This window comes from Mesorhizobium sp. Pch-S, assembly GCF_004136315.1.
In the GTDB taxonomy this organism is placed as follows: Bacteria; Pseudomonadota; Alphaproteobacteria; order Rhizobiales; family Rhizobiaceae; genus Mesorhizobium.
The window spans coordinates 828,620-853,597 of record NZ_CP029562.1 but is presented as its reverse complement, the minus strand read 5'-3'; the positions used below and the strand labels follow the sequence as shown (position 1 = coordinate 853,597).

General features: G+C 62.7%; 29 protein-coding genes. 15 read left to right on the top strand and 14 right to left on the bottom strand.

All coding sequences use genetic code 11. The features are described from left to right. Positions 1 to 2: 2 nt before the first annotated feature. The gene (gene paaA, locus C1M53_RS04040) at positions 3 to 1,001 is read right to left on the bottom strand and encodes a 1,2-phenylacetyl-CoA epoxidase subunit PaaA (protein ID WP_129411067.1); all 999 of its coding nucleotides are present in this window, start codon (positions 999 to 1,001) and stop codon (positions 3 to 5) included. 422 nt (positions 1,002 to 1,423) lie between these two features. Here paaA and C1M53_RS04035 point away from each other — a divergent pair, with 422 nt between their 5' ends. Beyond that, positions 1,424 to 1,798 carry a GNAT family N-acetyltransferase gene (locus tag C1M53_RS04035; RefSeq protein ID WP_129411066.1) on the top strand — a complete coding sequence of 125 codons (375 nt, stop codon included), beginning with the start codon at positions 1,424 to 1,426 and terminating at the stop codon, positions 1,796 to 1,798. 377 nt (positions 1,799 to 2,175) lie between these two features. On the opposite strand, the gene C1M53_RS04030 is transcribed toward C1M53_RS04035, so the two are convergent. After that, positions 2,176 to 2,802 carry a TetR/AcrR family transcriptional regulator gene (locus tag C1M53_RS04030; protein ID WP_129411065.1) on the bottom strand — a complete coding sequence of 209 codons (627 nt, stop codon included), beginning with the start codon at positions 2,800 to 2,802 and terminating at the stop codon, positions 2,176 to 2,178. 95 nt (positions 2,803 to 2,897) lie between these two features. Here C1M53_RS04030 and C1M53_RS04025 point away from each other — a divergent pair, with 95 nt between their 5' ends. The 5 genes from C1M53_RS04025 (at position 2,898) to C1M53_RS04005 (ending at position 7,771) form a co-directional block, all read left to right on the top strand. Further along, positions 2,898 to 4,457: an FAD-dependent monooxygenase gene (locus C1M53_RS04025; protein WP_129411064.1), complete on the top strand. Its 1,560-nt coding sequence runs from the start codon at positions 2,898 to 2,900 to the stop codon at positions 4,455 to 4,457. Between the two features lie 190 nt (positions 4,458 to 4,647). After that, positions 4,648 to 5,565 carry a LysR family transcriptional regulator gene (locus tag C1M53_RS04020; protein WP_129411063.1) on the top strand — a complete coding sequence of 306 codons (918 nt, stop codon included), beginning with the start codon at positions 4,648 to 4,650 and terminating at the stop codon, positions 5,563 to 5,565. 154 nt (positions 5,566 to 5,719) lie between these two features. Further along, the gene (locus C1M53_RS04015; protein WP_129411062.1) at positions 5,720 to 6,118 is read left to right on the top strand and encodes a GFA family protein; all 399 of its coding nucleotides are present in this window, start codon (positions 5,720 to 5,722) and stop codon (positions 6,116 to 6,118) included. 177 nt (positions 6,119 to 6,295) lie between these two features. Beyond that, positions 6,296 to 7,471 carry a GGDEF domain-containing protein gene (locus tag C1M53_RS04010; RefSeq protein WP_129411061.1) on the top strand — a complete coding sequence of 392 codons (1,176 nt, stop codon included), beginning with the start codon at positions 6,296 to 6,298 and terminating at the stop codon, positions 7,469 to 7,471. 33 nt (positions 7,472 to 7,504) lie between these two features. Next, complete coding sequence (locus tag C1M53_RS04005; protein ID WP_129411060.1) at positions 7,505 to 7,771, top strand: hypothetical protein; 267 nt, start codon at positions 7,505 to 7,507, stop codon at positions 7,769 to 7,771. Positions 7,772 to 7,832: 61 nt separating this feature from the next. Here the strand turns inward: C1M53_RS04005 and C1M53_RS04000 are convergent, their stop codons facing one another. The 7 genes from C1M53_RS04000 to C1M53_RS03970 form a co-directional block, all read right to left on the bottom strand. Then, on the bottom strand, positions 7,833 to 8,276 hold the full coding sequence (locus C1M53_RS04000; protein WP_245488565.1) for a cytochrome c: 444 nt from the start codon (positions 8,274 to 8,276) through the stop codon (positions 7,833 to 7,835). A gap of 2 nt (positions 8,277 to 8,278) precedes the next feature. After that, positions 8,279 to 8,785: a cytochrome c gene (locus tag C1M53_RS03995; protein WP_129411058.1), complete on the bottom strand. Its 507-nt coding sequence runs from the start codon at positions 8,783 to 8,785 to the stop codon at positions 8,279 to 8,281. Next, positions 8,778 to 9,317: a methylamine dehydrogenase light chain gene (locus C1M53_RS03990; protein WP_129411057.1), complete on the bottom strand. Its 540-nt coding sequence runs from the start codon at positions 9,315 to 9,317 to the stop codon at positions 8,778 to 8,780. The genes C1M53_RS03995 and C1M53_RS03990 overlap by 8 nt, the downstream gene beginning before the upstream one ends. A gap of 31 nt (positions 9,318 to 9,348) precedes the next feature. Then, positions 9,349 to 9,948, bottom strand: coding sequence for a methylamine dehydrogenase accessory protein MauD (mauD, locus tag C1M53_RS03985; protein WP_129411056.1), 600 nt, complete (start codon positions 9,946 to 9,948; stop codon positions 9,349 to 9,351). Then, positions 9,948 to 10,514: a MauE/DoxX family redox-associated membrane protein gene (locus C1M53_RS03980; protein WP_129411055.1), complete on the bottom strand. Its 567-nt coding sequence runs from the start codon at positions 10,512 to 10,514 to the stop codon at positions 9,948 to 9,950. The genes mauD and C1M53_RS03980 overlap by 1 nt, the downstream gene beginning before the upstream one ends. A 5-nt stretch (positions 10,515 to 10,519) precedes the next feature. Beyond that, on the bottom strand, positions 10,520 to 11,677 hold the full coding sequence (locus tag C1M53_RS03975) for an amine dehydrogenase large subunit (RefSeq protein ID WP_165358036.1): 1,158 nt from the start codon (positions 11,675 to 11,677) through the stop codon (positions 10,520 to 10,522). Positions 11,678 to 11,966: 289 nt separating this feature from the next. After that, positions 11,967 to 12,986 (bottom strand): AraC family transcriptional regulator, encoded by a 1,020-nt coding sequence (locus C1M53_RS03970; RefSeq protein WP_165358035.1) that lies wholly within the window; start codon positions 12,984 to 12,986, stop codon positions 11,967 to 11,969. Between the two features lie 205 nt (positions 12,987 to 13,191). On the opposite strand from C1M53_RS03970, the gene C1M53_RS03965 reads away from it, so the two are divergent. Next, positions 13,192 to 14,103, top strand: a complete 912-nt coding sequence (locus C1M53_RS03965; protein WP_129411052.1) for a cytochrome c3 family protein — start codon at positions 13,192 to 13,194, stop codon at positions 14,101 to 14,103. Positions 14,104 to 14,126: 23 nt separating this feature from the next. On the opposite strand, the gene C1M53_RS03960 is transcribed toward C1M53_RS03965, so the two are convergent. After that, positions 14,127 to 14,639 (bottom strand): DUF982 domain-containing protein, encoded by a 513-nt coding sequence (locus C1M53_RS03960; RefSeq protein ID WP_165358034.1) that lies wholly within the window; start codon positions 14,637 to 14,639, stop codon positions 14,127 to 14,129. Positions 14,640 to 14,702: 63 nt separating this feature from the next. Here C1M53_RS03960 and C1M53_RS03955 point away from each other — a divergent pair, with 63 nt between their 5' ends. After that, positions 14,703 to 15,230, top strand: coding sequence for a DUF4142 domain-containing protein (locus C1M53_RS03955; protein WP_129411050.1), 528 nt, complete (start codon positions 14,703 to 14,705; stop codon positions 15,228 to 15,230). Between the two features lie 95 nt (positions 15,231 to 15,325). Beyond that, positions 15,326 to 16,195: a non-homologous end-joining DNA ligase gene (gene ligD, locus C1M53_RS03950; RefSeq protein WP_348630026.1), complete on the top strand. Its 870-nt coding sequence runs from the start codon at positions 15,326 to 15,328 to the stop codon at positions 16,193 to 16,195. Positions 16,196 to 16,284: 89 nt separating this feature from the next. On the opposite strand, the gene C1M53_RS03945 is transcribed toward ligD, so the two are convergent. Then, positions 16,285 to 16,722, bottom strand: a complete 438-nt coding sequence (locus tag C1M53_RS03945; RefSeq protein WP_129411048.1) for a CBS domain-containing protein — start codon at positions 16,720 to 16,722, stop codon at positions 16,285 to 16,287. A 161-nt stretch (positions 16,723 to 16,883) separates the two neighbouring features. Here C1M53_RS03945 and C1M53_RS03940 point away from each other — a divergent pair, with 161 nt between their 5' ends. The 5 genes from C1M53_RS03940 (at position 16,884) to C1M53_RS03925 (ending at position 19,479) form a co-directional block, all read left to right on the top strand. Further along, the gene (locus C1M53_RS03940) at positions 16,884 to 17,312 is read left to right on the top strand and encodes a low affinity iron permease family protein (protein ID WP_129411047.1); all 429 of its coding nucleotides are present in this window, start codon (positions 16,884 to 16,886) and stop codon (positions 17,310 to 17,312) included. An 86-nt stretch (positions 17,313 to 17,398) separates the two neighbouring features. Next, positions 17,399 to 17,563: a DUF3309 family protein gene (locus tag C1M53_RS03935; RefSeq protein WP_129411046.1), complete on the top strand. Its 165-nt coding sequence runs from the start codon at positions 17,399 to 17,401 to the stop codon at positions 17,561 to 17,563. Between the two features lie 17 nt (positions 17,564 to 17,580). Beyond that, a complete protein-coding gene (locus tag C1M53_RS31590) occupies positions 17,581 to 17,757 on the top strand; it encodes a hypothetical protein (RefSeq protein ID WP_165358033.1) in 177 nt (58 codons plus the stop codon). A gap of 208 nt (positions 17,758 to 17,965) precedes the next feature. Beyond that, a complete protein-coding gene (locus tag C1M53_RS03930; RefSeq protein WP_245488436.1) occupies positions 17,966 to 19,030 on the top strand; it encodes a DNA topoisomerase IB in 1,065 nt (354 codons plus the stop codon). Positions 19,031 to 19,092: 62 nt separating this feature from the next. Further along, entirely contained in the window at positions 19,093 to 19,479 is a 387-nt protein-coding gene (locus C1M53_RS03925) for a hypothetical protein (protein WP_129411045.1), read from the top strand. A gap of 1 nt (position 19,480) precedes the next feature. On the opposite strand, the gene C1M53_RS03920 is transcribed toward C1M53_RS03925, so the two are convergent. Continuing rightward, entirely contained in the window at positions 19,481 to 20,347 is an 867-nt protein-coding gene (locus C1M53_RS03920; RefSeq protein WP_165358032.1) for an ABC transporter ATP-binding protein, read from the bottom strand. Positions 20,348 to 20,539: 192 nt separating this feature from the next. Between C1M53_RS03920 and C1M53_RS03915 the strand changes: the two genes are divergently transcribed. Further along, entirely contained in the window at positions 20,540 to 22,861 is a 2,322-nt protein-coding gene (locus C1M53_RS03915) for a Tex family protein (protein ID WP_129411044.1), read from the top strand. 58 nt (positions 22,862 to 22,919) lie between these two features. Here C1M53_RS03915 and C1M53_RS03910 read toward each other — a convergent pair whose 3' ends face one another. Next, complete coding sequence (locus tag C1M53_RS03910; protein WP_129411043.1) at positions 22,920 to 23,819, bottom strand: alpha/beta hydrolase; 900 nt, start codon at positions 23,817 to 23,819, stop codon at positions 22,920 to 22,922. 197 nt (positions 23,820 to 24,016) lie between these two features. After that, complete coding sequence (locus C1M53_RS03905; RefSeq protein ID WP_129411042.1) at positions 24,017 to 24,955, bottom strand: 2-hydroxyacid dehydrogenase; 939 nt, start codon at positions 24,953 to 24,955, stop codon at positions 24,017 to 24,019. Between the last annotated feature and the right edge of the window lie 23 nt (positions 24,956 to 24,978).

The following is a 24,978-nucleotide window of genomic DNA, read 5'->3' as shown; positions in this document are numbered from 1 at the left end:
GTTTACGCTGCTGCCGCCGGCGTCTTGCGAACGGCATGTTTTTCAGCATGGGCGGTGAGTGCGTCGCGGAACCAGGCGCCATCGCCCCAGGCCTTGCGGCGGGCTTCCAGCCGCTCGCGGTTGCAGGGGCCGTTGCCGGCGATCACCTCGAAGAATTCGGTCCAGTCCGGCTCGCCGAAATCATGGCCGCCCTTCTCCTCGTTCCACTTAAGGTCCGGATCGGGGACGGTGAGGCCGAGGAATTTTGCCTGCGGCACGGTCTGGTCGACGAATTTCTGTCGCAGTTCGTCGTTCGAATCCTGCTTGATGTTCCAAGCCATGGATTGCGCCGAATGCACCGAGGCATCGTCGGAAGGGCCGAACATCATCAATGACGGCCACCACCAGCGGTTCAGCGCGTCCTGAGCCATCGCTTTCTGCTCGGGCGTGCCCTTGCAGAGCACGGTCAGGATGTCGAAACCCTGGCGCTGGTGGAAGCTTTCTTCCTTGCAGATGCGAACCATGGCGCGTGCGTAAGGCCCATAGGAACAGCGCTGCAGCGGCACCTGGTTCATGATCGCGGCACCATCGACCAGCCAGCCGATGGCGCCGATATCGGCCCAGCTCAGCGTCGGATAGTTGAAGATCGAGGAATACTTCGCCTTGCCGGAATGCAGCTGTTCGTACATCTCGTCGCGACTGATGCCGAGCGTCTCGGCCGCGCAGTAGAGGTAGAGGCCGTGGCCGGCCTCGTCCTGCACCTTGGCCAGCAGGATCGCCTTGCGTTCAAGCGTCGGCGCGCGCGTGATCCAGTTTCCTTCGGGCAGCTGGCCGACGATCTCGGAATGGGCGTGCTGGGAAATCTGCCGGATCAGCGTCTTGCGATAGGCCTCCGGCATCCATTCCTTGGGCTCGATCTTCTGGCCGGCATCGATCCGCTCCTGGAAGGCACGCTCCTGCGGCTCCATCTCGTCCAGGCTCTTCACCCGGGCCGCGTCCGTCTTGACCATCTGTGCGTACATGGCGACGTCTCCTTCCTGACCGCGTCAGAAGCGTTGGAGGATCGATGTGGTGACAGGAAGGGACGCCAGATGCTCCGCACGGACCAGCGACGGCGCGTGGGCATGGCTGCTTGTCGATGCGCCAGCTGCACTGCGGACCAGAGCTGCTCGCACGCGTTCCTCCCCGTCGATCTGTAGTGCTTATGTAATTCACCGACCGGTCGGTCATTTAATTGCACAAAATGGCCGCCGGATCAACCGGAAACTGCGGCAAGGCGGCGGCGGGTGACTTGATGTGGTAAATTCTGGTTCTGAATGGCAACCCGTCGCGTCCCCGTCATGCGCGCTGCCTATGTTGGGCATGCGCCGGCAAACAAATCGCGGGGATCGAGGTGGAGACAAGACACGCTGTCCCGGGGGATGCCCCATGCCTGGCGCATCTGATGACCGAACTCGGCTATCCGACCTCAATCGACGAAATGGCGGCTCGGATGGCAACCCTGGCCGGCCGGGCAGATCATGCGGTGTTCGTGATGGTCCATGAAGCCGTTGCCGCCGGGATGGTTGCGGTCTCTGCTTCACCATCACTTTTCAGCAACGATCCGCAGGGTGCGATCATCGCACTGGTCGTTTCCTCTCGCTTCCGCGGGCGTGGGATCGGCGCACTGCTGGTGGAGCGGGGAGAGAAATGGTTTCGCGAGAACGGCATTGGCTACGTTACGGTGAAGCCGAGCAGACATCGTGAAGACGCGCACCGCCTCTACGCCCGGCTCGGATACGAACATAGCGGCCTGCGGTTTTCGAAAAGCCTGACTTAGATTCGGGCGCGCCACTCCGCCTAGTGTTTCGCCCTCGGGGTGTCGCTCAGGATCGCGGAGACCTCCTACGCGCCATTTCCAGCAGATGCGCAAGCAAATCGTGGCCATCCCGCGCCGCCTCGTCGATCTGCAGGACGAGGGCCTTGCGAATGCTCTCCAGCTTCTTTCGCTGACGATCGTCAAGCCGATACATGGGCCGTCCCGGTCGGTGGGTGGGGTCTCCGGTCCGTCGCCGGAATGGACCCCAAATGACAAAGGCACGCAGGCCGCATCTATAGCCTACCTTTGCCAGCTTGTCATGCTTAGCGTGTTAAATACATCGTTGGGATGGCGACCCGCACTGGTCGATGCGCCGGTGGAGGCGTCGCTTTTTGAAGTCAGATGTACGGCGTGCCGGCGAGTGCGGCGTCGACGCCGGCAAAACCCCGTTGCATGACGTGCAGCAAAGCTGCTTCAGGTTTTTGGTTCGCGCGAAAGGCGCGCAGGGCCTCGCGATAGCCAACCACCAGCGTGGCCATCAGCATTGTCGCTGCCAGATGCGCGGCAGGGTCTGAGCGCGGTCCGCCCGCAGCATCGGCCATCATCGCCGCGAGATCGTCGGCCAGTGTCACCTGGAGTTCGCAGGCGCGTGCCGTCAGTGCCGGGCTCTCGGCCACCATGCGCCAGAACCGGATGGGTCGATCGGTGATCCTGAACACGGGATGCTGCTGGTCGACCAGCCTCCGCATCAAGCTCTGGAAGGCGCGGACTGGCGCTTGTCCGCCCCGATCGGCAAGCGCCGTACGCACCAGCTCCCGCACTTCGTCCTCGCGATCGAAGACCAGGTCTTCCTTGCGGGCGAAGTAGTTGAACACCGTCTTTCTTGCGACGCCGGCCTCGCGCGCTACGTCCGTGACGGAGACCTGGTCGAAGCCGTGCTCGACGAACAGGAGCGTCGCTACGTTGGAGATCGCCTGACGCGTCTCTTGTTTCTTGCGATCTCGCAGGCCTGGCGGATTTGACATGTCGAGCCCTATATCATAAATAAGCTTACACTGAGTGTAAAAATATTGGTTTCGCGCTGAAATGAGCGGCGCCGCAAGTCCGGGAGGATTTCTCCATGATCTATGATGTCGTCATTGCGGGGGCCGGCCCTGTCGGCCTGTTCCTCGCCGGCGAACTGCGCCTCGCAGGCCTTTCCGTGCTGGTGCTTGAGCAAGCCGAAGACCCGGGTTCACCCTTGAAGCGCCTTCCATTCGGCATGCGGGGTCTTTCAGTGCCCACGCTCGACGCATTTTACCGGCGCGGTTTGCTGGATGATGTTGCAGCCGCGCAAGGTGCGGCCAAGGACAATGCCTCTGCGGTTGCGCACTGGGCGCGACAGCCGCATCGCCCGGGAGGCCATTTCGCGGGCATCCAGTTCTTTCATGACCATATCGATACCGCGAAGTGGCCATATCGGCTGCCGAGCCCCAGCGGCACGGGCATGGCCGTCGAGATGCAATCCCTGGAAACAGTCCTGGCAACCCATGCCGGCACCGCGGGCGTCGAGATCAAACGCGGCCTCGGCGTCGAAGGCTTCGATCAGTCCGACGACGGCGTGGTCGTCCGCGCTGGCGGCGAGACGTTCCGCGGGCGTTGGTTGGTCGGCTGTGATGGCGGGCGCAGCAGGGTGCGCAAGGCGGGTGGCTTCGAATTCGTCGGCACCGATGCCGAATTCACCGGCTATTCGCTTGAAGTCGAGCTTGCCGATCCGGACAAGCTGCAGCAGGGTCGTCATTACACCGCGACCGGCATGTATACCTACGCGCAGCCCGGAACCATTGGGATGGTCGACTTCGACGGTGGTGCCTACCACAGAAGCCAGCCCGTCACGCTCGATCATGCGCAGGCGGTGTTGCGTCGGGTGTCCGGCACGGATGTTTCCCTGACCTCGCTTCGTCTGGCCACCACCTGGACCGATCGGGCCTATCAGGCAACCTCCTACCGCAAGGGACGGGTGCTGCTGGCCGGCGACGCCGCTCACATCCATTCTCCCCTCGGCGGCCAGGGCCTCAATCTGGGGCTCGGTGATGCGATGAACCTTGGCTGGAAGCTGGCTTCCACCATCTATGGCGATGCGCCAGCCGGTCTTCTCGACAGCTACACCAGCGAGCGGCATCCCGTCGGTGCGCAGGTTTTGGACTGGTCACGCGCCCAGGTCGCGCTGATGCGGCCAAGCCGCAGTTCGCGTGCGCTCGAAGCCATCATCCGTGACCTCATCGCCACGCGCGACGGGGCGACATATTTTGCCGAGCGCGTTTGGGGCGTCTCTCTTCACTATGATCTTGGCGACAGCCATCCGCTGGTGGGACATAGCGTTCCCGATTTCGAGCTGGCCGACGGAAGGAAGGTTGGCGATCTCCTCAGGGCAGGCAAGGGCCTGTTGCTGGATTTTGATGCCAGCACGCTTCTCCAGACACTCGCAAACCGCTGGGATGGCAGGATTGCCTATGTGGCCGGTCTGCCAAGGGATTGCCTCGGTTTGAGGGCCGTGCTCGTGCGCCCCGATGGATTTGTCGCCTGGGCCGCCGGTGGCGCTCCCGATATCGATCAGGCTGCACGGGCGGCGACGCGATGGTTCGGTGCTTCATGCCTCACAGATACTCGAAATACGGCGCCCGGCGGGCGGGTCGCATGAGGCCGATGTCGCGCATCAGATAGTCGTCGAGATCCCGCGGATCGATCCCGCGGGTTCGCGGTCGTGCGAAGAGCCGATCAGCAATCATTTTCATGTATATTGTGCGTGAGTATCTCATGGGGCTGACAGTTGCATTAGGCGGTGTCGCCGGTACAATGAAACCACCGTATCCATTGCATGAAGAATTTGAATGCAAAGCAGCAGGACATATCCTTCACTGCAAAGCCTGCTTTCAATGCTGGCCGTGTATCGGCAGCGCAGCTTCACACGCGCGGGGCTGGACCTCGGCCTGACCCAGACCGCCGTCAGCCATCAGATCGCGCAATTGGAGAGATGGCTGGGCTGCACGCTTTTCCTGCGCGGACGAGCCGGTGTCGAACTGACCCCTGAAGCGGGCACGATCGTCCCCAAGGTGACGGAAGCCGTGGAAGGATTGCTGCGCGTGCTCGACGAGGCGAGGTCGGTAGAGGGGGCGCGCAAGCTGCGCATTTCGACCACATCGGAATTCGCGACGCAGTGGCTTCAGCAACGGTTGCCGGGTTTCTGTTCGGCCAATCCGGCGATCGACGTCAGTGTCACGATCGAATACCGCCGTGCGCAGCTGGATGCCGAAAATGTCGGCGTGGCGATCTGGCTGATGGGGGCGCCGGCCCATGATGGTGCCCTCCGGTTGACGGATGACTACGAACTCGTCGTCTGTTCGCCCGGTCTGCTGGCCAAGTTACCGGCCAGCGACGCGCTGCTGGAGGCACCGCTGCTCCGCTATGGGGGCGCCAGGCACACCGTCCTGGACTGGGAGCGTTGGCACGGGCAGCTTTATGGCGGGACGGCGGGACAAGGCAAAGGCCCGATCGGCTTCGACAGCGGGCCGTGTTTTCCGACATTCGCCGACATGATTGGCGCCTGCGAGGCCGGTGAAGGTTTTGCCCTGGTTCGCACCAGCCTGGTCGCGGACAGGCTCGCGGCCGGAAAACTCGTGCAAGCCTTCGTGGAAACGGTCAGATCGGACCTGCAGTATTATCTCGTCTCCACAGTGGCGCAACGAAAGCGCGCGGAGGTCGTGGCTTTCCGGACGTGGCTCGTGCGGGCAATGGGCCTCGCGGAATAGCTTCCTCGGCTGAAGGCCCGAAAGGTTTCCTGGAAGCAAGGCGAGCAGAACGTTGGCACCAGATGTCGGAATCGGGCGCCACCTCGGCGCATTTCACGGTGACCTCCCTCACGCGCGGTACTACCTTGTCCATCTCGACTTGGGGAGAATTCTCATGCGTGGTCATTGCTTGTGCGGCGCCATTGCTTTTGAGGTCGATGGTCCGGCACAGGCCTGCGTTGTCTGTCATTGTGAGAGTTGCCGGCGGCAATGTTCTGCGCCAATGACCGCTTACATTGGCGTCCAGGACGGCCAATGGCGATGGTTGGGCAAACAGCCAAAGGCGTTCAATTCTTCTCCTGGTGTGGAACGAACATTTTGCGATCACTGCGGCTCGCCGCTGTCCTTCCGCTCAAAGAAGATGTCCGACGTGATGCACTTTTTTGTCGCAGCCATGGAGGAGCCAGAAAAATTCGAACCCACGCTGCATGTCGCTTTTGAGGAGAAGCTCCCTTGGCTGATACTCGCCGATGGTTTGCCGACGCGTGTCGGGCCTGACTACACGAAAGACTAGTTCCGGATGCTGTGTCGCGTTGCAAGGCGCGGACCGAGACGAGTTTAGGGCAGCCGCCATATTCCATGATTTTACGGCCTGGCATTGACGAGGCGCTAACCTGACTCGGCTTCGATCGTTGCGAGGGGCCGGCTTCTATGCGAAAGCTTCGCCGCGTTCCAGGACCGCCGAGCTGCCATGCGCGTCCCTTCCAATCCCCTTGTCCTGATCGGACCCGCCATCCTGCTGGTTTTCGCCGCGAGTTTCGTGGCGATCTGGCTGCGCGACCGGCGGCTTCGATATCTGCTGTTCTTTTGCGCTGCCTGCGTTTTCTTCTGCCTGGGCACCTTGTCGCAGATCCTGGCCGTGCCGGACGGGCACGGCCCCAACGCCATGGCGTCGTCCTTCCTCTATACGCTGAGCGTGCTTCTGCTCAATGACGGGCTGCTCCGGCGTTCCGGCCAGCGCTTGAGCCTGGTCGGCTATCTCGCCGTTCTCGTCCTGATCTGCGGCGGCATCGCCTATTTCTTCTATGTCGACCGCCAGCTGATCGTTCGCATCTACATCCTGAACTTCGGCTACGGGCTGGTCTGTCTTGCCACCGCCTGGCGGCTGCGCCAGCTGCGTGCGGGCATGTTCGCCGAGAAGGTCCTGTTCTGGGTCCTGCTTGCGTTTTCGCTGCATTTCTTCCCGCGTACGGTGCTGACGGTCGGTACGGTGGCGCCATCGGCCGGAACATTCGGTACCTCGCCCTTCTGGCTGGCACTGCAGTTTTCGCTCGCGGTTTTGGGTGTCATGCTGGCGCTAGCACTGTTTGCGGTGACCGTCAGCGACATGGTCGCGGACCTGCGTCACGAACGCGCCGTCGATCCCCTGACCGGAGTGCTCAATCGGCGCGGCTTTGACGAGCGGGCGCATGAACTTCTTGCCGACGCGCGCAACTGGCCGATCAGCCTTATCCTGGTCGACATCGACCACTTCAAGACCATCAACGACACCTTCGGGCATCCGGCTGGCGATGCGGTTCTCAAGGCATTCGGCCATCTGCTGCACGATGCGATGCGCCAGGTCGACGTCTGTGGTCGGCTCGGCGGCGAGGAGTTTGCCTATCTGCTGCCAAATTGCGACGCCGCCGGTGCGCATGTCTTTGCGCAGCGGCTGAGGGAGAATGTGCGCAGGAACCGTTTTGATGGGTTGCCACAAAGCCATCAACTCACGGCCAGTTTTGGCGTCGCTTCGGCACGGCATGGTGAAGGCCTCGGCGAAATGACAGCGCGCGCCGATGCCGCGCTCTATCGCGCCAAACGGCAGGGTCGCGATCGGGTCGAGGTGGATGAGAAGCTAGCCAAAAACCTGGTGGTGCCGAAGGCCTGATGTGCGGGGTGCGATTGTTGTCCAGCACGGATCATGGTTGAAGCGATACGATTAGCTGTTCGGATTGCGGTTGCCATGAATAAGAAAATAGTCAGCCTTTTCAAAGCAATGGCTCGCTGGGGGGCCGCATGGATCGCGTGGGCAATCGGCGCGATAGGCTGCATGATGGTGTTCGCCGGTGCCGGGGGGATGTATCTGGATGGAGATTTTTCCACTCAGTCCATTGTCGTCTTGGCGGCAGGCGTCGTGATCGTTTTGCTGTGTGTACTGATCCACGAAAAACTGGTTGGATTCCGGTAAGCTGAGATCGACAGTTTCCGTTCATGTTCAGGGCCGGTGGGTTGGTATTCATGCTGGCCATTCAGTAGTTCGGCAGCGCATAGCCCTGTTTCTGCAGGTTCTCGGCCACCTTGCGCCGCGCGACAAAGAAATCCGGCGGGCGGCTGGCGCGCGAATGCGCGATTTCGTCGACCGAGTAAGGCTTGAACGGCTCGGTCAGCGACTCCTTCGCCAGCGCCGGAACCAGCCAGTTCATCAACGTCGCCACATCCTTGTCGTTGAGGCCGGAATTCATGATGCCTGGAGCCTGGGTGAGGAAGGTCCGCGACTCCGCCGATTTCATGAAGGTGCCGACATTGCCGGCGAGTGCCGGGATACGGCCGACCGTGGCCGCATTGCCTTGCGCGCCATGGCAGCCCGAACAGTGCAGCCGGTAGAGGATCTGGCCGCTCTCCGAGGCGACGGCCGGGCTGATGCCGGCGAAAGCCATCGAGAGGATCAGGGAGGCGAAGGCGGCACGTCTCATTGTCACTGGACCAGCTGCGAGCGCGTCCCGAGCAGCGCCTTGTGATCGACCTTGTTGGCGCGGAGCGCCGTCACATCCGCGGCGGTCAACGGCTTGAAGTCGGCCGGGGCGGTGTTCAGTGTCGCAAGCACATAGTTGGCCAGCGTCGCGATCTCGTCGTCCTTGCGCTGTTTCTGCGCCGGCATGACGCTCTGATAGGTGCGGCCGGCGGCCGTAAGTTTTCCGGAGAGGCCGTTCAGGATGACGGTCGGCACATAAGTCCGGCTGTCCGGTTTTCCGCCCTTTGCCCAGTCGGCGCCGGCGAGCGGCGGCGCCATGCCAGGTATGCCGACACCGCCCTTGCCATGGCAGGCCCCGCAGGTCTGTGTGAACAGGGCCGCATCGTCGGCCAGTGCGCTGCCCGTGACCAGCATCGCCAGCGCCACGGCGAAGCCGGTTGCAGCTCCCTGTCTGAGCACAATTCCGGACGCAGAACCGCCATGCGCTTTCGCTGGAATTGCTTCAGCCATTGCTGTTGCCGAGACCGACAACGGCCGCCACGGTGCAGTGGTAGTTGGTCTGGGTGTTGGCCATGCACCAGTTGATGTCGTTGTGTACGCCCATGCGATAGCCCGGCCGTTCGCGCAAATTGAAGTTGCACAGGCACTTGCCGCAGGAAGCGACGCCACAGCAGTCGTTGTAGCTGATCAGATAATCCTTGCCGTCGCCCGGATTCTGACAGGTGCCGACCCAGGTCACAGCGGAAATCTGCGCATTGGGCGGGCATTGGTTGATGGTGCCGCCGCAGCAGGTGCACAGGAAGCCGTCGAGTGCGCAATAGCGCCAGTATTCGCATTCCTGGTCGGTCTTTTCCGCGGCGGCACGGGCAGTGCCGCCACCATCCCGGTCGAAAGGCAGCAGCGGCATGATCGCGCCGCCGACGGCCACCTTGCCGACGAAGGACAGGAAGGTGCGGCGCCCGAGTCGGTGCGCCATCTGCCGCGATCCCCGCTCCGTGACGTGGTCGATGGCACCGAAGAGTTTGTCGATCAGTTTCGACATAACGTGTCTCCCCTAATTCTAACCCGTCTCGTTAGCTGCGATGGGCGACTTCGGCTTCGATCCAGTTCTGGATCGACGCCTGGCCGAGATCCTGCGCATTGAGAAGGCTTTCCAGCTGCTCGCGCGAATTGACCAGCCCCTTGCCGCGCACGACGCCCTGCGGGTCGAGCAGCACCGCGAAGGGCAGGCGGTTGATGCGGTAGGTCATGCCGAGGTCGCGCGACAGCACGTATGGGAAGTCGGCCAGGCCGGCGGCGCGGCGGAATTCGGCGTGTTCCAGCGCATCGCCGTCGGAGGCGATGACAATGCCGAGCTTCTGCGCTTCCGCCTGCTTCAGCGACTTGAGAACCGGCAACAGCTTCTTGCAGACCGGGCAGGTGGTCGAGAGGAAGAACACCAGCGTGCTCTTCGGGGCCGCCGGCCCGAGCGTCAGTGGCTTGCCGTCCAGGGTGAGCAGGTCGAAGCGTGGCGACTGTTCGCCGATCTTCGGGCCGGCGTCTGTCATCAGCGCACCCATTGGCGCCACGCGTTCGAACAGGATGCCGACCTGTCGCGCCAGTGCGAAGACGACGACCAGGAGGACTATGACGATCGCCCACAGGACGATCACGGCTACAACCAGCGGATCCATCAGTCGTGCCCCTCGTGATTGTGCTGCTCGAACGCGCGGTTGGACGCCTGCAGCCAGGACCAGTTGTCGATGAGTTTTTCGATGCCTGCGAAAAGCAGGATGGCGGAGAGGATGCCGGCCGCGGCACTCAGCCAGGCCACGGCAGTCATCTCGACCGGAAGCAGGGAAGCCATCGCCACCAGGCAAAGCATGACCAGTACTGCGTTGCGCGCCACCAGATACCAGGACAGGCCTTGCCCTGCGCCACCGCAGCCGCAGTCGATATGCGTGTTGCCGCGCACCAGGTTGACGGCAATGGCGCCGGCGTAGATGGCGAGCAGGACAAGCGCGATGCCTGCCGCGAACGGTCGGGTCGCCGGCACGATCAGGCCGAGGATCACCGCGATTTCGATAACCAGCAGGCCGAGCGCCGCCGGCCTCAGCAGTGCTGCGGGCAACAGGCGATAGCCGCCCATCGTGTGCACGAACATGGTGAGGTCGGTGACCTTGTGCATGGCGGCGCGGGCGAAGACGCAGACCAGCGTGCCCGCCGCGATGACCACCAGGATCGGGTGCAGCGCTACCATGGCGGCTATCGCACCTCGACCTGGTCAGGCAGGTCTCCGCCTGAGGCTGTGGCCGAAGGCGTCAGCGCGAAATCCTTGCCTGCTTCCGGCAGGTCGTAACGGACGATTTCGGCCTTGAGCCCGTCGATCGCGAACAGCGCCGGCTTGTCGCCCTGGTTGACGGTCAGGCCGATGGCCGGCACCGATTTCGAACGACCGATGACTTTCTTGGCCTTGAGGTCGATCGCCCAGATTTCTTCGGCGGGGTTCTTGTGGCTGCCTTCCGTGCCGTTGGAGTGCATCAGCATGTAGGCGATGCCGTTCTTGTCGTGCACCGTCAGCGGCTGGTAGCCGCCTGGGCGCCAGTTGCCTTCGACATCCTTGGCCGCTTCGATCTTGTCGACCAGCTTGGCGGTGTCGCCTTCGACGTCGATGACATAGATGTTGCCGCCATAGGACGGGAACACCCAATAATCGCCCCAGCGATAGGCGCTGGTGAAGATGGCATCCTTGTCCGGATCGAAGATCGTTTCAGACGGCTTCATCTCGCCGGTGCCGTCCGGCTTGACGTCGATGGTGCCGACGGTGCCGTCACCGCACAGGGTCGCGAACCGTGTCGCGGTCTTGGCCGAGGGGAAGATGCCGTAGCAGCCGGGGTTGGGAATGTCGCCGATCTGCTTCTTGGCGGCGAGATCGACGACCGTCACCGAGGTTGCCGGGGTGGCATTCTGCACGAAGAGATATTTGATTTCGGCCGACGGCTGGAACAGCGAGCGATAGTTCAGCGCCTGCGCCCTGTTCTTGGAGATCGGGATCTCCTCCTTGAAGGTAAGATCCTCGCCGGAATAGACCTCGACAAAATCCGACCGCTCGCCGCGCGTCGTGCGCGAAAGATGCGTCGTCGCGACATAGATGTCTTTCGAACCCTGCGGGAACTGGGCCATGCCGAGGCTGCCGGTGCCGATGATGCCGATCGGCTTCAGCGTCTTGGCATCCATTGCATAGATCCGCCCGTCCACCACGTGGTTCAGCGCGAGGTCCATGGAAAAGAGCATTTCGGTTCCGGCCGGAATCTTGACGTTGGTAATCTCCTCCGGCTGGATTTCCTTGGCCGCCTCCTGGGCGTAGGCAGGCAAGATCGCCGTACCGGCCAGCAAGGCCGCTGCGAACAGACCCAAACGCATTGGTGGTCCTCCCCTTTGCTCGTTCCTTCCGCGCCGGCCCATCGATGTGCTGCAACCATGCCGTACCGACAGGGATGCGTGCTAAACTGGAGGTGGCAGAAAGGATCGCGGCCACGGATGATGTCGACAAGGTCTGCCGTCGTGCTTCTGCTCGTCCGGCGTCCCCCTCCGCAGCCCCTCTCCGCTCCTCCCTGGGCAGCTACAGGCTCTCGACTGGGACTTTGCATCGCCAATTCGGCGACCCGCTTGACAGAATGCGCCAAAATGCAGGCGATCGGCCGCCCTGCGATCAGATATGCCTTTCCCGGGTGCGGTAGTCGGCAGGCGTCTCGCCGACCTGGCTTCTGAAATTGCGCGAGAAAGCACTGGGCTCGCTGTAGCCGAGCTGCAGTGCAATCGTCGTCAACGGGATGTCGGTGGCCACCAGCATGCATTTGGCGATCTGCACGCGCACCTTGTTACGGATATCGAGGAAGTTCACGCCGCATTCGGCCAGGCGCCGCTGGAAGGTGCGCAGCGAGACGCCGAAATCGGCGGCGGCATGTTCGACATCCGCGTCGAAGGCACGCGCAATCGCGGCGCTCATCCACGCCTGCAGGGCGGTGACCAGGTCGACCTCCTGCTGCAGCGTGGAGCGCTTTTCCTGAAGCTCTCCCTCAGCCTTCGCGTTGGCCACGGGATCAGCACCGGGAACGCTGTGCTCGAGATAGGCGGCGGGGAAATAGATGGCATTGCGGGGTCGTCCGCTCTGCACCGCGCAGCCGAAATAGCTGCGATAGGCATCGACATCCCTTGCGCAGTCATGCTCCAGGTCGACATGCGAGATGGCGCGCCGTGGCCCGATGATGTCGGTCAGCATCTTGTGCTCGAGCGCGACGGTGAAGTCGGCATCCTGGTGGCGAAGCCGCACGGTTGGATCGGAGATCGAATAGCTCAGCCTGGCGAGGTCACCCGAGACGTCCAGCCGCGCCTCGGTGTTGCTCTGCAGGCTGGAGAAGTAGCTGGTGAATTTGGAAAATGCCCAGCCGAGTGTCGGCGCGGTGAAGAAGACGGTGGCGATGGAGCCCAGCGCCGGCAGGTTGTAGCTGCGGCCGAGCTTCAGGCCGAAGGTGATGTCGCCTTTCTCGCGCGCCGCGGCTTCCAGGATGGTGGTGAAGATCGCCAGCGGCGTGCTGTCGCTGCTTTCCGCTATACTCGAGCGTGTAAGCCCGAGCCGCGCCAGGATGCTCTCCGGCTCCTGACCCTTGCTGGCCAGTGCGTCGAGCAGCAGTGTCGTCGCCTGCGGCGCGATCGTTCCGCTTGCCTGCATCCCGAACCTCTCCAGAGCGTTTCCGTTTTTCGCGGAAACGCTCCAACTCGTCGTTTTCGCCAGGAGCATCCCTCTCATGCCCTGGTGGGATTTCTGCGGGAATTGTTGGATCGCGGCAGGGGCCTGTCAATTGCCTTGAAGTCGAACATGCCCTTTGGCGGCCAAGGCACTAGCCTGACGACGGTTCGCCGGGGACTGTTGTGGTATGAGCCTGCGCGCGAGGTGGCTGCAGATGCTGGCCAGCCATGCCGGCCGGGCAGGGCTGGTGTCGCTGACGCTCGGCCTTGTCGTGCTTTTGTGGCAACCGACCGATGCAGGATGGTGGGCCGCACGGCTGTTCGGTGCCGCTGCCCTGATGCTGACGGCCAGCACGCTCTTCCTGCGGCCGACTCCGGGCCGACGCCCCCTGCACCGGATTTTCGGCTGGGCCGCACTGGCTGCGCTCGTCGGTCATGTCACCATGACCACGGCTTTCCAGCCCGTCTTCTGGCGCTGGCTGTCGTCGGCGGTCCCGATCGAGATCGTCGCCGGCATCGTAGCTCTGCTGGCCTTTCTCGTTGTGCTGCTCGTGCAGCGGTCCCGAGTGATACGCCGACGGCTCGGTCCCTTTGCCAGCCTGTCGGTGCACCGCACCGCCGGCTACCTGCTCATGGCCGCTGCCGCTATCCACATCGCGTTGATTTCCGGAATGGTCATGCTGGCTGCCGCGGCCTTGCTCGCAGGGCTCGCATTTCTGCTCGTCGAAGGCCTGCTGCGCGAGCGGCATATCTTGCGCCTGGCGATCACGCTGGGGCTGTTCGTTGGCGCAATTGCATGGCTGGCGATGGGGTCGATGGCCGAGACCCGGCTGGCCAGCCTGCGACAGGCGCCGATCGACCATGCCCGATTCCTGCATACCGACCACACCGGACTGGCATGTGCAGGTTGCCATCACAATTTCGTCGACCGGACCGGCAGCGAGAACTGCCTGACCTGCCACAAGCGTATCTCTGTGTCCGAGACCACTCGCATCGACGGCATGTTCCACGCTTTTTGCTCGGATTGCCATCGCAGGGACAAGCAGGTGGGCAGGAAATTCGGACCGATCGACGATTGCAATGGCTGCCATGGAAGATGACGGCCGGCGATGGTGGCTGCGTCCTATGATGCCACGAATTTCGTGATGTCAGCGAGCGTGCTGGCGACTTCCTTGGGAAAACGGTGACGATTGCGGACGATCCGGTCCTGCTTGCTGGCCGCTTCCATGAAGGCACCAAAGGCAGCACGAGGGCTGCATTCGCCATCCTGCGAGCGCTTGATCAACTCGACGGCCCGCAGATAGCTCTCGCAATCCTTGTCGGGCCAGGAACGCCGCATGGCGTCAGACATGTCCCTGATGTTGCGGATCATGAATTTGCTACCACAAGAAGTCTTGAAGGTTACTGGTGTAAAACAAGCCATGTGTCGTGATCTCCTCTCGTTTTGCGCATGGATCAAAAGATTGCTTCCATGCAGGCGATCGTTGATCCTCAGTGAAAATCCGCATCGGGGTGGATAAGTCTTTTGATGGAAGCCCGTTCCAACACAGAGTGTTTCGCTCTCAAACACTTTGTTTGAAGGGTGCAGCCGGAGAAACTCGAAGATCGGGGTTTTCCGTTCCCATTCAACTTCCATCCGGTGTTTTATGGAACGATCGAAGCGTGCTTCCGTTCGGATTTCCGACATAGGAGAAAACCGATGAAGCCATTTGTTCTCGCTGCTGCCATTGCCTTGGCGACCACGCCCGTGCTGGCTCAGTCCGTCACGGAAAAGACCGGCGTGAACACGCTGCTCGGCGTTGCCCCTTCCACGGCTGATTTCGTGACGAAAACCGCGACAAGCGGTCTCTTTGAAATTGCGGCGAGCAGGCTTGCAGTCGAGCGGGGCGATCCGGCGACCAAGGCCTTTGCCGAAGGGATGGTGCGCGATCATGAGCGGCTCGCCGGCGAGTTGAAACAGCTGCTGGAGCAGCAGGCGGTCACCGTCGCCATCCCGACCGAGATGACGGAAGACCAGAAGGCGACATTGGCCAAGCTTCAGGAACTGCAAGGACCGGAGTTCAGCGGTCGCTACCACTCCGATCAGGTCAAGGCGCATGCGGATGCCGTCGACCTGTTCCAGCGTTATGGCGAGAAGGGCGAGCAGACCGCGATCCGGACATGGGCCGCAAGCACGCTGCCGACATTGCAGCGCCATCTCGACATGGCCAAGGAGCTGAACAGGTAGCGGCTACGGCTGGACCGCCGACGGGCCGTGCGTCATGCTGTCGGTCGTGGCCTGCGTTACCATTGGACAATGGCCACGATCATGTGGGAGCAGTCATGACATCAGCCGACAGATCCGCTGTTCAACTTACCCATCCCGACCGCGTCTATTGGGCGGATGCCGGTGTCACCAAGGCCGACCTCGCGGACTACTATGCCAAGGCATGGCCGCGCATGGCGCCATTTGTGACCAACCGGCCGCTGGCCCTGCTGCGTTGCCCGGAAGGGACCGCAGGCCAGTGCTTCTTCCAGAAACATGCGTGGCGAGGCCATGCCAGGGAGGTCCTCACCGTGCAGGACCCCAACGACAATTCCGAGGAGCCCATCCTTGCGATCGACAGCTTCGATGGCGTGATCGGGCTCGTCCAGGGTGCGGCGCTCGAGATCCACCCCTGGCAGGCTGCCCTGGCCGATCTCGAACATCCGGACCAGATCGTCATGGATCTCGATCCGGGAGAGGGCATCACATGGCAGGACCTGATCGATGGCGCGCTGGAGGTTCGAACCCGCCTGGAAAAAGCCGGCCTCCAAACCTTCGTCAAGACCACCGGCGGCAAGGGCATCCATGTCGTAGCGCCACTCAAGCCGGTCACCGGCTGGAACGAGGTGAAGGAATTCACCAAGGCAATTGCGGATGACATGGCTTCGGACAGTCCTGATCGATATGTCGCGACCATCACCAAGTCGAAGCGCGTCGGCCATATCCTCATCGACTATCTGCGCAATCAGCGTGGCGCGACGGCGATCGCGCCATACGCCAGCCGGGCACGCGCCGGCGCACCCGTCTCCATGCCGCTCGACTGGGACGAGCTCGGTCCTTCGATCGGTCCGGCACATTTCACCGTGAACAACGCTGCGAACCGATTCGGCATGACCGATCCCTGGAAGGATTTTCGCAAGGCAGAAGTCGCTTTGAAGCTGAGGTGAGCCGATTGAGCCCGGAGCCGGCAGGATAGCGTAAGGATTACACGGTTGGGCCGAAGCCGCCCACAATCGGGCGACTTCGGCTGTCTTTGCTAGTGAGTGGTTTGCGAATGCTCTCCGCCACGCTGCGAGATGCCGCCGAGCGCTTCGCCGGCATGCATGGCCTCGCCATTCGTGGCGAGATCGCCCAGGGAGACGATGCCCACCAGCCGTTTGTCGCGGTTGAGCACCGGCAGGCGACGCACCTGGATGTCGCCCATGTTCTGCAGGACGGCGCTGACTTCCTCGTCGTCGAAGCAATATTTGACATCCGACGTCATCACTTCGCGGACCGGTGTTTCCGGCCCCTTGCCCAAGGCAACACCGCGCACCGCGATATCTCGATCGGTGACCATGCCGATCAGCTGATCGCCGTCGGCCACAGGTAGCAGGCCTGCGTCGAGGGTGGCCATGGCTTGCGCGACGTCACGCAGGGTTGCGTCCGGCATGGCGATGCGTACGTCCTTGGTCATGCAGTCTCGTACTCTCATGGTGGTCTCCCGCAGTTCGACGCCCCACGCCGATCAGGTGATGCAAGCCCAATGGGTGGGCGACGAAAACGTTCCGATGAAAGTCGCCCCGGCCACCGGCAGTTTCTCGGAACGGGACGATCCTCGCCCCGTTGTCGCACCGATGGCGAGGAGGAAACGAGATGGTGAAACCGGAACTGATCTTCACCCATGTTGCGAACACGGTGTCCCATGCGGCCGGCAAGGCGGTGACCTTCGGGCTTTGCGTTCTGGCGGTGCTGGCATGGGCGGTGACCGGTCCCTATTTCGACTATTCGGACACCTGGCAGCTGATCATCAACACCAGCACCACCATCATCACCTTCCTGATGGTCTTCCTGATCCAGAACACGCAGAACCGCGACAATGCGGCGATCCAGACCAAGCTGGATGAACTGATCCGGGCTTCGGAAGCCAGGAACCGGCTGGTCGGCATAGAACATCTGACCGAAAACGAGGTCGACCAGCTGCGCAAGGATATAGAACGGAAGGTGCGGGCACGTGCGAAAGGCGGGCACGGGCGGCTTCCGGAGGAAGGAGCGCAATCCAGGCACCGTGGCGAAACCAGATAATTGGAACGAGCTCACCTTCGGGAGCGTTCGAATTTGGTCGGCCCGGAAGTCCGGGTTCGATTCAAGAATTTCGGAAGGAGAGCACCATGAGCCTCGGCACAATCCTGATCATCATCCTCATTCTTCTCCTGCTCGGTGGTTTCAGTGGTTTTGGCGGCGGGCCGTTTTATGGCACCGGTTATTATGGCGGCGGCGGACTGTCTCTGCTGCTGATCATCATTGTCATCCTGGTGCTGCTGGGACGCGTTTGACGCGAAGGACCGGCGCTATGTCCGAGAAGATTCCGGAAGAAAAGGCCAAGCAAGGGCGCAAGGGAATCCATGTGTTGTGGATCCTGGTGATCAGTCTGCTTCTCGCGCTGATCGCATGGGGTGCCGCGGAGATTTATGGGCGTACGAGCTCGGATGCCGGATCGACCCCGACGGTCACACGCAGCCAACCTTAGCGAGCATCATGCGCTGTCTGGTGATGAAAACAGGGGCGAGGAAAGTGACAAGTAATAAGTAGCAGGCACGGATATCAGCGCACCGAGGGCCGGTCCGCGATGGGTGAACCATTGCGGATCGTTGTCATTCAGCAGCGCCGTCAGTTCCAAAACCTGAAAACGGGAACCGCTGCCCGACAAACGGGTTGCTGCCGAGGAGGGAACCTGCTTGGACAATCCGGAGACGACACGGGAAATCTTGCGGGATGGTGCCGAAGCGGCGCATGCAATTTCGCTGCGCTATGTAGCGGATGGCGAGCCCGGCATCCATCGGCGCCGGGCAGGGCGTGGATTTCGCTACGAGGATGCTAGAGGCCACAAGGTCGGCAGCCAATCCGACCTGGCGCGTATCCGTTCGCTCGCGATACCGCCAGCCTGGACCAAGGTGTGGATCTGTCGCGACGACAAGGGACATATCCAGGCAACCGGCCGGGACGCCCGCGGCCGTGGCCAGTATCTCTATCATTCGGACTGGCTCCAGATGCGCGACGAAGCAAAATTTTCGAGCCTGATCCCGTTTGCCCGGGCGCTTCCTTCGATGCGTCAGCAGGTCGATCGTGACCTGCGCCGGCATGGCCTGCCGCGCGAGCGCGTATTGGCCGTGGTCGTCTGGCTGCTCGACAACACCCTGATCAGGATCGGCAATCCGGCCTATGCGCGGGAGAATGGCAGTTTCGGCCTGACGACGCTGCGGGACAGACATGTCGACATCGCCGGCTCGACCCTACGCTTTGTCTTCAAGGGCAAGTCCGGCAAAGAATGGAAGCTGAAACTGACTGACCGGCGTATCGCAGGCATCGTTCGCCACACGCAGGATCTGCCGGGCCAGACCCTGTTCCAATATCTGGACGAGAACGGCGACCGCTCGGCGGTGACATCGCATGCCGTCAACGCCTATATCGGCGACATCTGCGGTTTCAGTTCGAAGCATTTCAGGACCTGGGGCGCCACGGTGCAGGCCCTGTCCCTGTTCGCGCAGACACCCTTGCCCGAAACCGGGAAGGGAGTAGCAGAGCTTCGCAACCACGTCATCGACAAGGTGGCCGCAAGACTTGGCAACACACGCGCGGTCTGTCGCAGCGGCTATATCCATCCCCGGATCATCGCGTCATGGGAAAGCGGAGAGTTGTCGAAAGAACTGAAAACGGCGGGGCGGCTCAGGCGGAAGGATTTTCTCGACCGCGATGAAGCCCGGACGTTGGCGTGGCTGCTTCTGGTGGAGACGCAGGCCTAGCAGGTCAAAATTCGGAACCCATCGCCGGTGACCGGGTTCTGCTGTCATGAAAGGAGAAACCGATGCGTATCTTGACGCTCGTTACGGCCCTTTCGGTGATGGCCGCCTCTGCACCTGCACTGGCGCAACCAGACCAGAAACTACCCGAAATTGCGCCGGATCACTCGCCGCAGCAATCGGTGCCAATGCCCGGATTGTCGCCCGATCAGGAAGTCACGGCGATCAACATCGTCAGGGTCGAGGAACTGCCGCCGCCGGACAAGGCGCAGGTGGAAACCAAGCTGAACGAGACCAGCGTGGCTGAGTTGCGCGAACTACAGACATCGATCCAGGCTTCACCGATGGCGGTGATGATGCTGGCCCAGAGTGGCCTGGACGCAACCCAGGTGGTGGCGGCAACGATAGATGAAACCGGTACGCTCACGCTGGTTATCCAGGAAACGGCGTAAGCTAGCGATCCGTGTCGAGCTGCTCGATGACCTTGGCGTCGCCGACATCGGTGAGCACGGTCTCGACCTCTTCGTCGTCGACGCCGAGGTAGGCGGCGATGACCCTGGGATCCGAGCGGACGAACGCCGGATCGCCATCGGAGATCTTGCGGCCATACTCCAGCACCACGATGTGGTCGGAAATCTGCATCACCACCGACATGTCATGCTCGATCAGCAGGATCGATGTGCCGTTGGTGTCGCGGATATCCATCAGCAGTTCGTTGAGCGCCAGTGATTCCTTCGGATTGAGACCGGCGGCGGGCTCATCGAGGCAGAGCAATTCCGGGCCGGTGCACATGGCGCGCACGATCTCCAGCCGGCGCTGTGCGCCATAGGGCAGGTCGCCGGCAGGGTCGTCGGCACGGTCGATGAGCCCGGCCTTTTCCAGCCAGTACTGCGCCAATTCCACCGATTCCGTGGAAGCGCGGCGATAGCTGCCGAAGCCGAACAGGCCCAGGACAAGGAAGCCCGACGCCTTCATCAGCTTGTTGTGCTGGGCGACCAGCATGTTCTCCAGCACCGTGAGGCCAGGAAACAGGCGGATGTTCTGGAAGGTGCGGGCCACCTTGGCCCTGGCGGTGATCTGGAAGTCCGCCATGCGTTCGAGCAGGAACTCCGAGCCATCCTGGCCGGTGAAATGGATCATGCCCTCGGTCGGCTTGTAGAAACCGGTGATGCAATTGAACACCGTCGTCTTGCCGGCTCCGTTCGGACCGATCAGCGCGGTGATCTCGCCGCGCCTGGTCTCGAAGGACAGGTCGCCGATGGCGACCAGGCCACCGAACTCCATGGTCAGGTGCTGGACCTGAAGAAGGGTCTTGTTCATCGAGGGCACATTCTCCCACATTCTGCGGTGCCGCCCCTGAGGTCGGGAATGCATGAGCCGCCGATCGGTTCCGCAGTTTGTCGGCCGTTTCCGCTCGCTGTGGAGAAACAGGCTCGCCCGGCCAACAGCGTGGCGGCCCCTCGCGCACTTGAATATGGTGCGCCGACTCGATGGTTGGAGACGAAGTAACGCATGAGTGGCGCAGAACAGGCGGGCAAGGAACGGATCGCTTCCGTCATCGCGGCTGAAATCGCGGCCAGGCCGCAGCAGGTATCGGCGGCGATCGCCCTGCTCGACGAAGGCGCGACGGTTCCGTTCGTGGCGCGCTACCGCAAGGAAGTGACCGGCGGTCTCGACGACACGCAGCTGCGCCAGCTTGCCGAACGCCTCGTCTATCTGCGCGAGCTCGACGCACGGCGCGCTGCGATCCTGGAATCGATCGGCGAACAGGGCAAGCTGACGGACGAGCTGAAGCTCAAGATCGCCGCGGCAGCGACCAAGGCCGAGCTCGAAGACATCTATCTGCCCTACAAGCCGAAGCGGCGCACCAAGGCCGAGATCGCGCGCGAGCGCGGGCTCGGTCCGCTGGCAGAGGCGATCATGGCCGACCGCGCCGCAGTGCCGCTGCAACTGGCCGAAGGCTATATCACCGAAGAGGTGCCGGACACGAAGGCGGCGCTGGAGGGCGTGCGCGACATCCTTTCCGAACAGTTCGCCGAGAACGCCGACCTGGTCGGCAAGCTGCGCACCTATATGCAGGACCGTGCCTTCCTGCGCTCGCGTGTCGTCGACGGCAAGCAGGAGGCAGGCGCCAAGTTTTCCGACTATTTCGACCATGGCGAGCGCTGGGCGACGACGCCCAGCCACAGGGCGCTGGCGATGCTGCGCGGCCGCAACGAGGACGTGCTCTCGCTCGCCATCGAAGTCGACGCCGACGACACCTCGCCGGTGAAGCCGGTCGAGCGCATCATCGTGCAGACGCTGGGCATCGGCAACATGCTGCCGGGCGACAAATGGCTGACCGAGGTTGCCGGCTGGACCTGGCGGGTCAAGCTGTCGCTGCATCTGTCGCTCGACCTGATGCGCGACCTGCGCGAACGCGCTGAGGAAGAGGCGATCCACGTCTTTGCCCGCAACCTCAAGGACCTGCTGCTGGCTGCGCCCGCCGGCTCGCGTGCCACCATGGGGCTCGACCCGGGCATCCGCACCGGTGTGAAGGTGGCGGTGGTCGACGGCACCGGAAAGCTCAAGGAGACGGCAACGGTCTATCCATTCCAGCCGAAGAACGATGTGCGCGGCGCCCAGGCCGAACTCGCCCGGCTGATGCGCCAGCACAATGTCGAGCTCATCGCGATCGGCAACGGTACGGCGAGCCGCGAGACCGAGAAGCTGGTCGCCGACCTGCTTGGTGACATGCCGGCGCCTAAGCCGCTGAAGGTCATCGTCAGCGAGGCCGGCGCATCGGTCTATTCCGCCTCTGAAACCGCTGCCGCCGAATTCCCGGGCCTCGATGTTTCCCTGCGTGGCGCCGTTTCCATTGCCCGCCGGCTGCAGGACCCGCTGGCAGAACTCGTCAAGATCGAGCCGAAGTCGATCGGCGTCGGACAATACCAGCACGATGTCGACCAGTACCGGCTGGCGCGTTCGCTCGACGCGGTGGTGGAAGATGCGGTGAACGCCGTCGGTGTCGACCTCAACACCGCTTCCGCGCCGCTGCTGGCCCGCGTTTCAGGGCTCGGCGCTTCGCTGGCGGAAGCAATCGTTGCCCATCGCGATGCCAATGGGCCGTTCCCCAGCCGGCAAGAACTGCTCAAGGTGTCTCGCCTCGGGCCGCGCGCCTTCGAACAAAGCGCCGGCTTCCTGCGCATTCCGAACGGTGCCGAGCCGCTGGACGCGTCCTCGGTGCACCCGGAAGCCTATGGCGTCGCCAAGAAGATCGTTGCCGCCTGCGGGCGCGATCTGCGGGCGTTGATGGGCGACCGCGCCATGCTGCAGGCCCTGGACCCGCGCGTTTTCGTAGACGAGCGTTTCGGCCTGCCGACCGTGCGCGACATCATCGCCGAGCTGGAAAAGCCCGGCCGCGATCCGCGTCCGGGTTTCAAGACGGCGACCTTTGCCGACGGTGTCGACGACATCAAGGATCTGAAGCCGGGCATGCTGCTCGAAGGCACGGTCACCAATGTCGCCGCCTTTGGTGCCTTCGTCGACATCGGCGTGCACCAGGACGGCCTGGTCCATGTCTCGCAACTCGCCGACCGGTTCGTGAAGGACGCGCATGACGTGGTCAAGGCCGGCGACATCGTCAAGGTGCGTGTGGTCGATGTCGACATTGCCCGCAAGCGCATCGGCCTGACCATGCGGCGTGATGGCGATGGTGGTTCGGCCAGGCCGGCGCGTCAGGACGGTCCGAGAAAACCCGCCATGCCGCAGCAGGGCAGGGGCAGGCCGGACAAGGCGCCACCGTCGCAAGGGGCATTTGGCGCGGCGCTGGCCGAGGCGTTCAAGAAGCGGTGACGCGCATGCATGGGCAATTGGTTGGCGGCTCGTCCGCCACCCACTGCCCACGCATCATTCAGTGCGTTGACGCCAGTCCTGCCGTCCGATCGATCGCATCGATAACCGTGCCATACAAGGCGGGCGGCAGATCATGTCCCATCCCGTCGATCAGCATGAAATCCGCATTCGGAATGGATGCTGCGGTGTCTTCGCCGCAAGCCGGAGGGATGAGCGGATCCTCGCTTCCATGAATGACGAGCGTCGGTGCGGTGATCGTCGCCAGTCGTGAACGACGGTCACCGGTCACGGCAATAGCGGCGATCTGTCGACCGAAGCCGCCCGGATCATAGGCGCGCCGGATTTCTTCCAGTATCAGGACGCGACAGGCCTCTTCATCAAACAGATGGCCGCCGCCGGCGATGCGACGCGCGAAGGCAAGGCTGTGTGCGACAAAGCCGGTTTCGTCCGAGGCCGGATCCGGCGCGGGGCGCATCATCAGCGCCATGACGTCGGGCGCCGCCTGGGGCAGGTTCGGATTGCCGGTGCTCGACATGATCGACGTCAAGGACAGCACCCGCCCGGGATATTCGCTCGCAACGATCTGCGCGATCATCCCACCCAGTGACCGCCCGACGACATGAGCCCTGTCGATGGCGAGCACATCGAGCAATCCGACCACGTCCGCAGTCATGTCGCCGAGTGTATAGGGAACATCCGGTCGCCGTCCGGCCATGAGCGTCGCGGCCAGGGCGCCGAAATCCGGTGGAGCGAGGTCGCGGAAATGTGTCGAACATCCGGCGTCGCGGTTGTCGAAGCGGATGACGCGATAGCCTCGCGCTGCCAGTTCTTCGCAGAACGGAACCGTCCAACGGATCATCTGCGTGCCCAACCCGGCGATCAACAGGATCGTTTCGTCGGCCTCGCTGCCGAAGCTGTCATAGGCCAGATCGATCGCATTGGTTCTGACAATAGCCATGATGACGTTCCGGGGATCATGTGATTGAGGAAGACGAGTTTCGATTGCAGCCGGTGCGTGCCTGTCGTCAGCGGCCGGCAGGTTATTTATTACCCGGATGAAATTATCACGTCAATATTGCCCGGGTAATATTGTCGACGGTCGCGGCATGAGCGCGCCAGTGCAACCCCCAGAGATGATCTGCTTGCTGGAACTGTTCAGTTCACGGTGTTTTCGGGCCGCTTTCCGGTGAAATAGGCGTCGAGGCTGGCCAGCACCATGTTGCCCATGGTGCGGCGTGTTTCGACTGTGGCGCTGGCCTGATGCGGCATCAGCACGACATTGGGCAGGTCGAGGAAATCATTGCGGATGGCCGGTTCGTTCTCGAACACGTCGAGGCCAGCCGCGGCGATCGTGCCGTCGCGCAGGGCTGCCACCAGCGCGTCCTCGTCGACGACGCTGCCGCGCGCGATGTTGATCAGCGCGCCTTGCGGGCCGAGCGCCTTGAGCACAGCGCCATCGACGACGCGACGCGTGTCGGATGTCGCTGCGACGCAGACGGCGAGCACATCGCTGTCGGCGGCAAGCGCTGCCGCGTCGGCAAAATGCGGCCAGGCGACGTCGTGATAGTGCGTCCGGTTCGAATAGCGCACGGCCATGCCGAAGAGCTCGGCGCGGGTGCCCAGCGCGCGGCCGATCTGGCCAAGCCCCAGGATGCCCAGCCGCTTGCCGCGCGGGCTGGAGCCGAGCGGAAACGGTTCGCCTGCCTGCCAGCGGCCGCTGCGCACGAACCGGTCGCCTTCGACGATCCGGCGCAGCACGGCAAGGATCAGAGCCAGCCCCATGTCGGCAACTTCGTCGGTCAGAGCGCCCTGCGTGGTGGTGACGTGAATGTTGCGCTGGCGAGCGTAAGCCAGATCGATCCTGTCCGTGCCAACGCCGTTGACGGCAATGATGCCGAGGGCCGGCAGCCGGTTGATCCAGTCATTGCCAAGACCGGTGCCGCCGCCGGTCACGACGGCACGAATGTCGCTGCGCGCTGTTTCGATCCCGTCACGCTGCGCGGCGTCGAAGAGGCGATGCACCTGATAGCCGGCATCGAGCCTGGCTTCGATCTCGGCCATCATCGGTTCAACGAGCAGGAGATGCGGTTTCATCTGGTCTCCATAGAGCGTTTCCG